A 12,603-nucleotide genomic window follows, 5' to 3' on the forward strand; every position below is an offset into this window, starting at 1 on the left:
AAGGATATTGACCTGATACTTTATTAATTATTCCTTCTAGTATAAGTACCGATAAAATGATGTCTATCTGTATAAGGGAGTTGTAATTTACTATAATAAATATTATTATCTCTCCGCTACCACTCCGGGCACCTTTTGTCCCTACACGTTAGTCATGCTCGTACGAGGTGTACGGGGCTGGCCGGTGGTAAACCGGCGACGTAGAAGGAGTCCGGTATGAAACAGAAAACCGTTCTGGTGCGCAAGTATCAGCGTTTTCGGTTAGGCCGCTGGGAGGACGTGTGCATGCACATGCGCTCCCTGCCTAATCGTTAATGTCATGTCCCCGGTAGTGGTAGCACTTCAGGTTTCAACCATCATCATGTTGTAGTGTTCTATATCCCCCGTCTCCTCAAATACCCTCCTAAACATCTCAATATACATATCTGCTGATGATTCTTCATGAAGACGAATGTTACGGCTATCTGCATGCGAATGACGGTTGATAAAACGGTAAAAAGCATGAAATCTAGGTTCTCGATTATTCTCTGCCAGAGTATTCAATGCAGTGTAAAGACGTTCACTTTTCCCTGAAAAACTGAAATAATGTTCAAGTATCTGGCGCATTACGTTTGGAATAATGACACCCGAAGGTCCGTCGTTACTAGCCTTGCGTAATACATACCAGAGAGCCTGATAGTCGTTAAGTAGATCCTTCTCTGTAATAGAACTGACACAGCTGAACTGATCTTTGGTAACATGATATAATTGCCAATCTACTGGTTTTTTCCCTGCAGGCCTGCTTCCACTTGAGAGCAGAAGCTCTTGAAAGAAGAACAAACTATGTGTGAGTATCATCACCTTTCCGGCACGCCGAGGTTTAATTACTTCGTGCTGTATCAGCATGGCTACTTCAAAAATATAATTCTGGGACAAGCTGGAGATTGGGTCATCAATAACAATAAAACTAGGTCGATTATCAGATTGGTTGCGACTATTCCGCCCCTTGCATGTTTCTATAAAATACAAAAAGGCGATTAATGTTTTCTCTCCTTCGCTAAGAGTCTGAAATACTTGACGATTTGAGTTTTCTCCTATTCTGCTGAGCCGGTAAGATTCAACGCCCTCATCACATCTAACGATCCTGAAACTATCTACGCCTAATGAAGTCAACGTATTGTTAATATTCTGTATTGTATTATCTATATTGACAGTTTTTGCATATCTCAGAGCTATTTCTTTTTCAGTATTCTCGATATTTTCTGTAATGTACTCTGATTCAGCTTCTTGAGTTCTTCTAGCTTCCTGTAATGCAGCCAATTCAGCATATTGTTGCTCAATTACATCAGAGGAAAGGTGGCGTATATATGCAAAAACTCGGTTTGTCAGTAACGCACGCTCTGTTGTGTAGTTCTCCGCCAATCGGTTGTTATCACTTATTTCACCGTTCAGTTCCGCAAGCGCCTGCTGCAAGATTAGTGTTTCATCAAGGATGCTTCGTGGACTGATACATATAGAAGGTTCTGCAAGCTTCTGTGAAATCACATTCTGGTTAAACTGGACAAGTTGTTCAAATTCAGATAACAGCACGAGCACAGGTGATTGAGTGCCTACTATAGGACATTTATTCAGCGCCTCACGCAAGCGAGGAAATAAGCTCTTCCACTCGGAGTATCGCTTCTCCAACTGTCTCAGCGCACTTATAGCGGTTTCCCATGAATGATCGAATAACGCGGTAATTTCTTGTTGAAGATGTTCGCCATTTACAGGTGACTGGCAAAATGGACAGATATCACCTTTAAGCCACTCTGTTCCTCGCGCTATCCAGTCGCTATTGCTGAGCCGCCTTACTGCAGCAGCCAAAACACTATCACCCGATGGCACCAATGGCTCTTCCAGCAAAGTAAGTTCCTCCTCTGTAAATATGAAAGGAGAAAAACTCTCAATAGGTTGAACACGGCTACCTTGGCTGTTTTCCAGACGCTTTAGTTCTTCACATAAAGCAGCTGTACTGGTAACAATAACATCAGATGATGACATGATTTTATGGTAAAGGCTTTCAGTACGTTTTGCTCCTCCCATCAGAGCAGCCACGGCTGAAGACCTTATTTCAGCAGAACTGCTAAAAATACGCTCAGCACAATTACTACGAATTCTTTTCTGATCAGCAGTATTTTCTAGCAGAGAGGTGCTGTTGGTCTGTTGTGTAATGCGCAGATCACTGGCTCTTGTTTCCAATGCTTCGATTTCAGCAGCAATAACCGTATTTTCTTTACTAAGTGTAAAAATACCGGGTTGAGCCGCCTGGCCATGAAAAAGATCTTCAACAAACTGGTGATTGAATACAAGATATCGCATATCTAGTTGAGGATGAAACCTGCATTGTTCATATTCATCACTATCCGGTCGATAAAAAAATCCGGATATCGTCGATTTACCGGCTCCATTCTGACCATAAACCAAGGTAACATAACTGCTGATATCAATCTGAGTTGCTTTATCACGGGAATAACTACGTACCCCACGCAGAGAGAGTATGCTCATCGTCCAATCCCTGTAGTTTGAATATATAAACATCATACTGATTAGAGAAAAATCTGAAAGCTATCTCTATATGAATGCTGATAATTCTTTTAACAAAACATCTCAATAAGAGTAGTTTTCATGAATGCACTCACATCAAAAATACACTTTTCAATACTAATCATTTTCTGTATGCAACAGATAGGATGCTACCCTATCAGAGTGAGGCAGTTCCGTGCCAGAGATAAAATGACATGAGCGATTAGCTCCTTCAAATATTCAACCGTCAACTCACTATAATTTACTTATTGTTATCAATGGGCTATGCGTACTTTTAATAAAATATCAGAGAGTATAGAAACTCAAGTATAAGCGCATTAAGATACATCACATAATCCATTAATTAATAGATTTTTTAGCTGAAACGTAAAATTTATATTGAATAAAGCTTAGTGCGAGAATAAATACTTTGAGAATTGTGCAGAAGCAATCCATAACTAACAAATCACTAGCTATTCTTATAAAAATAAGACTTATTTTTTGTATTTTCATGGAAATACTCACAAATTAGTTGGCACAAAGTCTACTTTTCACTCACGTTAGATATACACAAATCGTACAAATTTCATACCGTTTTGCTAAATCATTTTGCAAACTTTTTGATAACCGTTTCAGACTGAACAATAAAAAACGGGAACCAATAAGTTCCCGTTAACTATTTCACCGTAAACTTAATTACATGTGTTTGATGATTGCGTCACCAAACTCTGAGCATTTCAGGAGTTTAGCGCCTTCCATCAGACGTTCGAAATCGTAGGTGACGGTCTTGGCAGCGATTGCCCCTTCCATTCCTTTAACGATTAAGTCAGCGGCCTCAAACCAGCCCATGTGGCGCAGCATCATCTCGGCGGAGAGAATTTCTGAGCCCGGGTTGACTTTGTCCTGACCGGCGTATTTTGGTGCCGTGCCGTGGGTGGCTTCAAACAGTGCGCACTCATCACCGATGTTGGCGCCCGGTGCGATACCGATACCGCCGACCTGTGCCGCGAGGGCGTCGGAGATATAGTCTCCGTTGAGGTTCATACAGGCGATAACGTCATATTCTGCCGGACGCAGCAGGATTTGTTGCAGGAACGCATCCGCGATCACGTCTTTGATAATGATCTGTTTGCCGGTTTTCGGGTTTTTCAGGCTTAACCACGGGCCACCGTCCAGTAACTCGCCGCCGAATTCTTCACGGGCCAGTTCGTATCCCCAGTCTTTGAAGGCACCTTCGGTGAACTTCATAATGTTGCCTTTATGAACCAGGGTGACAGAATCACGGTCGTTATCAATCGCGTAGTTAATCGCGGCGCGAACCAGGCGTTTTGTCCCTTCTTCGGAGCACGGTTTGATACCGATACCGCAATCCTGCGGGAAGCGGATTTTGGTCACGCCCATTTCATCCTGCAGGAACTTGATCACTTTGTCTGCTTCCGCAGAACCGGCTTTCCACTCGATACCGGCGTAGATGTCTTCCGCGTTTTCACGGAAAATCACCATGTCGGTCAGTTCAGGGTGTTTTACCGGGCTTGGCGTACCGGCGTAGTAACGCACCGGGCGCAGACAAACATACAGATCCAGAATCTGGCGCAGTGCCACGTTCAGGGAGCGGATACCGCCGCCGACCGGGGTGGTCAGAGGGCCTTTGATGGCCACGCGGTAGTCACGGATAAAATCGAGGGTTTCATCCGGCAGCCAGACATCACTGCCATACAGTTTTGTGGATTTCTCACCGGTGTAGATTTCCATCCAGGAGATTTCACGCTTACCGCCATAGGCTTTTTTTACAGCGGCATCAACAACTTTAATCATTACCGGCGTTACATCAGCCCCGATTCCGTCCCCTTCAATAAACGGGATAACCGGATTGTCCGGAACGATTAATTTGCCTTGTGCGTCAATGGTAATTTTAGCGCCTTTCGCCGGAACAACTACTTTGCTTTCCATCAACCTCTCCTTAATGTTATGTAAGCGCAATGCTTTGTTAATTTTTTGTAATGGCACTGTCAATACTACTTGAATAATCGCGTCACGCAAATCCTAACTGTTTTAAGCTATAATGTAAGTCTCATTTTTTATAAAAAAGATATCATGGCTGTCATACAACCCAAAATCCGCACGACCGGAAAAAAACACTCACACCCGGCAGCGCAACGCCATCTGAATAAGCCTGTCCGTAAACGCGGCCCGCGCAAAATGGTTTTGTTTAATAAGCCGTTTGATGTACTGCCGCAATTTACCGGTGAAGCCGGGCAGAATACGCTGAAAGACTATATCCCGATCAAAGATATTTATGCCGCCGGGCGTCTGGATCGCGACAGCGAAGGGTTATTGATTCTGACGAATGACGGTGTTTTGCAGGCCCGGCTGACACAGCCTGCTCATAAAGCAGAAAAAGTGTATTACGCGCAGGTGGAAGGGATACCGGATGAGGATGCACTGAATCAGTTACGTAATGGTATTACCCTGAATGATGGCCCGACCCGCCCGGCCGGTGCGGAAATTGTTGCTGAGCCGGCATGGCTGTGGCCGCGTAATCCGCCTATCCGTGAACGTAAATCCATCCCTGTGACCTGGCTGAAACTGACACTCAGAGAAGGCCGCAACCGCCAGGTGCGCCGGATGACCGCACATATCGGACATCCGACTCTGCGCCTTATCCGCTGGCAGATCGGCGATTATACCCTGGACGCACTGAAACCCGGTGACTGGAGAAGTATTAATGACATTTAAGCCCCATATTACCGTGGCCTGCCTGGTCAGCGCCGGTGAAAAATTTCTGGTGGTGGAAGAAACCGTTAACGGCAACGCCACCTGGAACCAGCCCGCCGGACATCTGGAAGCCGGAGAATCCCTGATTGCTGCCGCAGAGCGCGAGCTGTATGAAGAAACCGGGATCCGTGCCACCCCGGATGCCCTGCTGAAAATCCATCAGTGGGTCGCACCGGACGGCACACCGTTTATCCGTTTTCTGTTCCGTGTGCTGCTGGACAGTGAATGTGAGACGCACCCGCAGGACAGCGATATCGACTGCTGCCACTGGGTCAGTGCGGATGACATTATTCACAGCCCGATCCTGCGCTCCCCGCTGGTAAAAGAAAGTATGTTTGCCTGGTTTGCCGCAGAACCGCTGCCGCTTTCGCTGCTGGGAACGTTCGGTGATGCATTCGGGGAACCGGTTTCGCCGTAATACACTGCGAAAAAAGTGCCGGACCCGCACCTGAGTGATGCACCGCTGTGCGTATCATGGTAAAGTACGGCGCTTGTTTTTTTCCCCGGTTCTTCTTCGCGTCACAATTTGCGGAGCAGACCGAATCGCCGCGAGATCAGCCATGTCAGATAACAGCCAGAAAAAAGTCATCGTCGGAATGTCCGGCGGTGTGGATTCCTCCGTTTCAGCCTATTTACTGCAGCAGCAGGGTTATCAGGTGACCGGGCTGTTTATGAAGAACTGGGAAGAGGACGATGATACCGAATACTGTTCCGCCGCCGCCGACCTGGCGGATGCGCAGGCCGTCTGCGATAAACTCGGCATTGAACTGCTGACCATCAACTTCGCGGCGGAATACTGGGATAATGTGTTCGAGCATTTCCTGGAAGAATATAAAGCGGGACGCACACCAAACCCGGATATTCTGTGTAATAAAGAAATCAAATTCAAAGCCTTCCTGGAATACGCCGCAGAGGATCTCGGGGCGGATTATATCGCTACCGGGCATTATGTGCGCCGCCGTGATATCAACGGTACCACGCAGCTACTGCGCGGCCTGGACAGCAATAAAGATCAGAGCTATTTCCTGTATACACTGAGTCACGACCAGGTGGCACAGAGCCTGTTCCCGGTCGGGGAACTGGAAAAACCGGAAGTCCGCCGCATTGCGGAACAATTAGGGCTTATCACTGCAAAGAAAAAAGATTCCACCGGGATCTGCTTTATCGGTGAGCGTAAGTTCCGTGATTTCCTCGCCCGCTATCTGCCCGCCAAACCGGGCCCGATTATGACCGTTGATGGTCAGGAAATCGGTCAGCATGACGGACTGATGTATCATACTCTCGGCCAGCGCAAAGGGCTGAAAATCGGCGGAACCCGTGAAGGTTCAGACGAGCCGTGGTATGTTGTCGATAAAGATGTTGAAAACAATATTCTGATTGTCGCACAGGGCCACGAACACCCGCGTCTGATGTCTGCCGGACTTATCGCGCAGCAGCTGGACTGGGTATCACGGGAGCCGCTGACACAACCGCTGCGCTGTGTGGTGAAAACCCGTTACCGTCAGGAAGATATCCCCTGTACTGTCACCCCGCTCGGCGATGATAAAATCAGTGTCCGGTTTGATAACCCGGTTGCTGCGGTCACGCCGGGTCAGTCCGCTGTCTTTTATCAGGATGAAGTCTGCCTGGGCGGCGGGGTCATTGAAGCGCGTATTACGGAGTGATTATGGCTAAAAATTACGAAGACATAACCCTCGCTCTGGCCGGGATCTGCCAGGCCGCGCGCCTGGTGCAGCAGCTGGCGCATGAAGGTCAGACCAATAATGATGCGGTTGATGTGATGATACGCAGTATCACCAATAATAACCCGTCATCCGTCCTGAATGTCTACGGCGACAATGTGCAGAATCTGCATACCGGCCTGTCTGCATTTGCCGGTATGTTCAATATGACCGGTTATCAGGGACTGAATACCGAGCTGACCCGCTATATAGGGCAATTGATGCAGCTGGAGCGCCGCCTGGATAAACAACCGGGAGCAATGGATGAACTCGGCCGCCGTATTGATAACCTTGAACACCAGCGCGACCATTTCGGTTTGTCGCAGGAAGCGATGCTGAATACTATCGCCGGGATCTATGTGGACAATATCAGCGGTCTCGGCCCGCGCATCCAGGTGACCGGCTCGCCGGAGATCCTGCGTAATACCCTGATTCAGGCTAAAGTCCGCTCGCTGTTACTGAGCGGGATCCGCAGCACCGTGCTCTGGCGCCAGGTCGGCGGCAACCGTTTACAGCTGATGTTTTCCCGTTCACGCCTGGTGGACACTGCTAAATATCTTCTCGCTCAACACTAAAATTACCGGGAGTTGCAACCAATGGAATTATCCTCACTTACCGCCGTTTCCCCTGTCGATGGCCGTTATGGTGACAAAACACGCGCACTGCGCGATATTTTCAGTGAATACGGTTTACTGAAATTCCGTGTACAGGTCGAAGTGCGTTGGTTACAAAAACTGGCGGCGTGTGCAGACATCCCCGAAGTACCGGTTTTTGATGATGACGCAATCGCTTACCTGGATGCAATTGTCGCGAATTTCGGCGAAAAAGATGCAATGCGGATCAAGGAAATTGAGCGCACCACCAACCACGACGTGAAAGCGGTGGAATATTTCCTCAAAGAAAAAGCGGAAGCGGTACCTGCCCTGCACGCAGTATCTGAATTTATCCATTTCGCCTGCACATCCGAAGATATCAATAACCTTTCTCATGCCCTGATGCTCAGCACCGCCCGCGAAACCGTACTGCTGCCGGCATGGCGTCAGATGATTGATACTGTCCGCGCGATGGCAGCGGATTACCGCGACCTGCCGCTGCTCTCCCGTACCCACGGGCAGCCTGCGACCCCGAGCACCGTCGGTAAAGAGTTTGCTAACGTGGCTTACCGGATGGAGCGTCAGTACCGCCAGTTACAACAGACCGAAATCCTCGGCAAAATCAACGGTGCGGTCGGAAACTATAACGCGCACTTATCTGCCTACCCGGATATTGACTGGCACACATTCAGCGAAGAGTTTGTCACCTCGCTGGGTATTCAGTGGAACCCGTACACCACGCAGATTGAGCCGCACGATTATATCGCCGAATTTTTTGACTGCGTGGCGCGTTTTAACACTATCCTGATCGATTTCGACCGTGATATCTGGGGTTACATTGCCCTGAATCACTTTAAACAGAAAACGATTGCCGGTGAAATCGGTTCATCCACCATGCCGCATAAAGTCAATCCGATTGATTTTGAAAACTCAGAGGGTAACCTGGGACTGGCTAATGCGGTGCTCAGTCATCTGGCAACCAAACTGCCGGTATCCCGCTGGCAGCGCGATCTGACCGACTCCACCGTGCTGCGTAACCTGGGTGTGGGGATCGGTTACTCGCTGATCGCTTATCAGTCCACACAAAAAGGTCTGAGCAAGCTGGAAGTAAACGAAAAACACCTGCGTGACGAGCTGGATCAGAACTGGGAAGTGCTGGCAGAGCCGATTCAGACGGTCATGCGCCGCTACGGTATCGAAAAACCGTATGAAAAACTCAAAGAGCTGACCCGCGGCAAACGTGTTGATGCTCAGGCTATGCAGGTCTTTATCGACGGACTGGATCTGCCTGACGCAGAAAAAGCCCGCCTGAAAACGCTGACCCCGGAAAACTATCTCGGGGATGCCATTCGTCTGGCAGACAAGTTGTAATTATTAATTCACTGATAATTAAATTGCACAGAGGCAGAGGATATCTGCCTCTTTTTTATGATTAAACGCATATCCGGCGTATTATTTGGCGTACAAGTTCCCCATCCTTCATGTAAACTGTTACAATTCACATCGTTTTCTGTTCAGATATCTGTCTTTGTAAGGAATTGTGTATGCGTGTGCTCATCGTGGAAGATAACAACTTACTCCGCCACCATCTGACGGTTCAGATCCGCGACCTCGGCCACCAGGTTGATGCGGCAGAAGATTCAAAAGAAGCAGATTATTTTCTTCAGGAAAGTCAGCCGGATATCGCGGTGGTTGATCTCGGTCTGCCCGGTGAGGATGGTATGGTGATGATTGCCCGCTGGCGTCAGCAACAGGTCAAAATCCCGATTATGGTACTGACCGCCCGCGAAAGCTGGCAGGAAAAGGTCGCCGCACTCAATGCCGGGGCGGATGATTATGTCACCAAACCTTTCCAGCTGGAAGAGATTGTCGCCCGAATGCAGGCACTGATGCGCCGTAACAGCGGCCTTGCCTCCCAGACGCTGGAACTGGGTATTTTTATGATCGATCTTTCCCGCAAAGAGTTCCTTGTCGGCGGTAACGCCGTCAAGCTGACTGCATTTGAATACACGATTATTGAAACACTGATGCGGAATAATGGTAAAGTCGTCAGTAAAGATTCCCTGATGCGCCAGCTCTATCCGGATGCCGAACTGCGTGAAAGTCACACCATCGATGTACTGATGGGGCGTCTGCGCAAGAAAATTCAGGCATTTACCGATATTGATGCCATCGTCACTGTCCGCGGACAGGGCTACCGTTTCGACGCCGGGAAGTAACAGACGCCACTTAAGCCACTGAGGTATTGCGCATGACCAGGCGGACAACGCGCCCTTTCTCTCTGCGGACCCGGTTTTTACTGGCAACCTTTGCCGTGATCCTCGCCATGACGCTCTCTTACGGTGCGGTGGCGCTGGTCGGTTACCTGGTCAGTTTTGATAAAACCACCTACACCATGCTGCGCAGCCAGAGTAACCTGTTTTACAGCCTGTCGCAGTGGGATAACGGTAAACTTAATATCCGCTTTCCGCCGAATTTCTCCCTGAATGCCCCGTCCGTGGTGCTGATTTATGATGACAATCAGAATCTGCTCTGGCAGCAGTATCATATTGACGCGCTGGAGAGAGCGATTCCGGCCAAATGGCTGACCAAAGAGGGGTTGTATGATCTGAATACCTCGCTGGAAGCCACCAAATCCCTGCTGGTCAATACCCCGCTTTTTGCCACGGAAGATATCCGGATTAATGACCTCGATGATGATAACGACGGGCGGATGATCCACTCCGTGTCTGTCAGCCGTTACGGCAAAACCGATACCCTGCCGCCGCTGACGATTGTGGTGGTGGATACCATCCCGCAGAATCTGCAGAAGACTTTCCGTGTCTGGGAATGGTTCGGCTATGTGGTGCTGGCCAACCTGTTTCTCCTCACACCGCTGATCTGGCTGGCGGCACACTGGAGCCTGCGGCCGATTAATGCCCTCAGCGGGCAGATAAGCGCCCTTGAAAAAGGCGAGCGCGAGGATCTGGATCAAACCCCGCCCAGTGAACTGCGCGGGCTGGTGCGTAACCTGAACCTGCTGCTGCACAGTGAACGGGAGCGTTATACCCGCTATCAGCGCACACTTTCGGATCTGACTCACAGCCTGAAAACTCCGCTGGCGGTGCTGCAAAGTACCCTGCGCTCACTGCGCAGCGGTAAAGATATGACCATTGAAACCGCCGAGCCGGTCATGCTTGAGCAGATCGGACGGATTTCCCAGCAGGTCGGTTATTATTTGCACCGCGCCAGTATCGGGGGTGACAATACCGTGCTGATGCGGGACATTTCCTCCGTTCCTGCGTTGATTGACAGCCTTGCCAGCGCACTGTCCAAAGTGTATCAGCGCAAAGGGGTGGATATCACCGTCGATATTCCGCCGGATATCACCTGGCTGGGGCAGCAGAATGACTTTATGGAAGTCATGGGCAATATCATGGAAAACGCCTGCAAATACTGTCTGGAATTTGTCGGGGTGACGGCACAGTGGCAGCATGATGCCGTTATTCTGATTGTCGATGATGATGGCCCCGGTGTACCGGAAGAGAAACGGGAACTGATTTTCAGCCGCGGTCAGCGGGTTGATACGCTGCAGCCGGGTCAGGGGCTGGGACTGGCGATTGTCACCGATATTCTGGAGCAGTATGACGGCGGTGCGGTTGTCACCGAAAGCCCGCTGGGCGGTGCCCGTATTACCGTGACGTTCCGGCGGCAGACTGTTCACAACGAAGACACAGACTGACAGTCAGTCTGTTGTTACCGGAAATGTATGAATATATGCATGAATACAAGATGTCTTTTTCCGTTATACTCCTTTTATCTGCCTGATCACGGCGTTTATTGAGGACGAATACATGGATTATGAACTGAATTTAGACTGGCAGACCTTTATGGAAAGCCACTGGCAAAAACGTCCGTTACTGATCAAAGGTGGTTTCCGCAATTTCCGCGACACCATTTCCCCGGATGAACTGGCGGGACTGGCAATGGAAGATGAAGTTGACAGCCGCATCGTCACCCGTTTCAACGGGAAGTGGGATGTGCGCCACGGGCCGTTTCAGGCATTTGACGGGCTGGGAGAGAAAGACTGGTCTGTCTTGGTTCAGGCCGTTGATCACTGGCATTTTCCGTCCGCCGCACTGATGAAGCCGTTCCGCTGCCTGTCTGACTGGCGGATGGATGACCTGATGATTTCCTATTCTGTGCCGGGTGGTGGTGTGGGCCCGCATCTGGATCAGTATGATGTGTTCATTATTCAGGGCCAGGGCCGCCGCCGCTGGCGTGTCGGGGAAAAAATCCCGGTGAAACAGCACGCGCCGCATCCTGATCTGTTACAGGTGGATCCGTTTGATGCCATTATTGATGATGAAATGGTACCGGGCGATATTCTCTATATTCCGCCGGGATTCCCGCACGAAGGCTATTCCATTGAGGAATCCCTGAACTATTCTGTCGGTTTCCGCGCCCCGAATGCCCGTGAACTGTTCAGTGGTTTTGCCGATTATGTGATTGCCAATGAACTCGGTAGTTACCGCTACAGCGACCCGGATCTGGCGTTCCGTGATAACCCGGCGCTGATTCAGCAGGGCGAACTGACCAAACTGCACGGTATGATGCAGGATCTGCTCGACCAGCCGGATGTATTCCGCAAGTGGTTCGGTGAGTTTATTTCCCAGTCCCGCCATGAGCTGGATCTGGCACCACCGGAGCCGGGGTACAGCCCGGATGAAATTCAGGAACTGCTGTCACAGGGGGAATCCCTGTTCCGCCTGAATGGTCTGCGGGTACTGCGTGTCGGTGATACCTGTTTCGTTAACGGCGAGGCCCTGAAAACCCCGCATATTGAAGCAGCGGATGTGCTCTGCCAGTATGATGAAATCAATGCCGCCATGCTGGGGGATGCTTTCAGTGATCCGGAATTTATCACCCTTCTGACCGTGCTGATTAATAATGGCTACTGGTATTTTGATGATTAATCAGCCATAAAATAGTCT

The 12,603-nt window shown here is 49.5% G+C and carries 10 protein-coding genes; 8 read left to right on the top strand and 2 right to left on the bottom strand.

The window, feature by feature from the left end:
• Nucleotides 1–342: 342 nt before the first annotated feature.
• Both U868_RS0117830 and icd read right to left on the bottom strand, forming a co-directional pair.
• Nucleotides 343–2,523 (bottom strand): AAA family ATPase, encoded by a 2,181-nt coding sequence (locus U868_RS0117830; RefSeq protein ID WP_025154484.1) that lies wholly within the window; start codon nt 2,521–2,523, stop codon nt 343–345.
• 714 nt (nt 2,524–3,237) lie between these two features.
• The gene (gene icd, locus U868_RS0117835) at nt 3,238–4,491 is read right to left on the bottom strand and encodes an NADP-dependent isocitrate dehydrogenase (protein WP_025154485.1); all 1,254 of its coding nucleotides are present in this window, start codon (nt 4,489–4,491) and stop codon (nt 3,238–3,240) included.
• A 144-nt stretch (nt 4,492–4,635) separates the two neighbouring features.
• Here icd and rluE point away from each other — a divergent pair, with 144 nt between their 5' ends.
• The 8 genes from rluE to U868_RS0117875 all read left to right on the top strand — a co-directional run bounded on the left by rluE (nt 4,636) and on the right by U868_RS0117875 (nt 12,585).
• On the top strand, nt 4,636–5,277 hold the full coding sequence (rluE, locus tag U868_RS0117840; protein WP_025154486.1) for a 23S rRNA pseudouridine(2457) synthase RluE: 642 nt from the start codon (nt 4,636–4,638) through the stop codon (nt 5,275–5,277).
• Nucleotides 5,267–5,734 (top strand): NUDIX domain-containing protein, encoded by a 468-nt coding sequence (locus U868_RS0117845; RefSeq protein WP_025154487.1) that lies wholly within the window; start codon nt 5,267–5,269, stop codon nt 5,732–5,734. The genes rluE and U868_RS0117845 overlap by 11 nt, the downstream gene beginning before the upstream one ends.
• A gap of 142 nt (nt 5,735–5,876) precedes the next feature.
• On the top strand, nt 5,877–6,980 hold the full coding sequence (gene mnmA, locus U868_RS0117850; protein ID WP_025154488.1) for a tRNA 2-thiouridine(34) synthase MnmA: 1,104 nt from the start codon (nt 5,877–5,879) through the stop codon (nt 6,978–6,980).
• A gap of 2 nt (nt 6,981–6,982) precedes the next feature.
• Entirely contained in the window at nt 6,983–7,612 is a 630-nt protein-coding gene (hflD, locus tag U868_RS0117855) for a high frequency lysogenization protein HflD (RefSeq protein WP_025154489.1), read from the top strand.
• Nucleotides 7,613–7,633: 21 nt separating this feature from the next.
• Complete coding sequence (gene purB / locus U868_RS0117860; RefSeq protein ID WP_025154490.1) at nt 7,634–9,001, top strand: adenylosuccinate lyase; 1,368 nt, start codon at nt 7,634–7,636, stop codon at nt 8,999–9,001.
• A 173-nt stretch (nt 9,002–9,174) separates the two neighbouring features.
• A complete protein-coding gene (gene phoP, locus U868_RS0117865) occupies nt 9,175–9,849 on the top strand; it encodes a two-component system response regulator PhoP (protein ID WP_025154491.1) in 675 nt (224 codons plus the stop codon).
• 32 nt (nt 9,850–9,881) lie between these two features.
• Nucleotides 9,882–11,351, top strand: a complete 1,470-nt coding sequence (phoQ, locus tag U868_RS0117870) for a two-component system sensor histidine kinase PhoQ (protein ID WP_025154492.1) — start codon at nt 9,882–9,884, stop codon at nt 11,349–11,351.
• A gap of 112 nt (nt 11,352–11,463) precedes the next feature.
• Nucleotides 11,464–12,585 carry a cupin domain-containing protein gene (locus U868_RS0117875; protein WP_025154493.1) on the top strand — a complete coding sequence of 374 codons (1,122 nt, stop codon included), beginning with the start codon at nt 11,464–11,466 and terminating at the stop codon, nt 12,583–12,585.
• Nucleotides 12,586–12,603 lie beyond the last annotated feature (18 nt).

This window comes from Morganella morganii H1r (genome assembly GCF_000633515.1).
In the GTDB taxonomy this organism is placed as follows: domain Bacteria; phylum Pseudomonadota; class Gammaproteobacteria; order Enterobacterales; family Enterobacteriaceae; genus Morganella; species Morganella morganii_B.

Coding starts and splice junctions, on each gene's coding strand:
- phoP (WP_025154491.1), top strand. CDS start 9,175: ATGCGTGTGCTCATCGTGGAAGATAACAACTTACTCCGCCACCATCTG.
- rluE (WP_025154486.1), top strand. CDS start 4,636: ATGGCTGTCATACAACCCAAAATCCGCACGACCGGAAAAAAACACTCA.
- mnmA (WP_025154488.1), top strand. CDS start 5,877: ATGTCAGATAACAGCCAGAAAAAAGTCATCGTCGGAATGTCCGGCGGT.
- U868_RS0117830 (WP_025154484.1), bottom strand. CDS start 2,523: ATGAGCATACTCTCTCTGCGTGGGGTACGTAGTTATTCCCGTGATAAA.
- U868_RS0117875 (WP_025154493.1), top strand. CDS start 11,464: ATGGATTATGAACTGAATTTAGACTGGCAGACCTTTATGGAAAGCCAC.
- phoQ (WP_025154492.1), top strand. CDS start 9,882: ATGACCAGGCGGACAACGCGCCCTTTCTCTCTGCGGACCCGGTTTTTA.
- U868_RS0117845 (WP_025154487.1), top strand. CDS start 5,267: ATGACATTTAAGCCCCATATTACCGTGGCCTGCCTGGTCAGCGCCGGT.
- hflD (WP_025154489.1), top strand. CDS start 6,983: ATGGCTAAAAATTACGAAGACATAACCCTCGCTCTGGCCGGGATCTGC.
- icd (WP_025154485.1), bottom strand. CDS start 4,491: ATGGAAAGCAAAGTAGTTGTTCCGGCGAAAGGCGCTAAAATTACCATT.
- purB (WP_025154490.1), top strand. CDS start 7,634: ATGGAATTATCCTCACTTACCGCCGTTTCCCCTGTCGATGGCCGTTAT.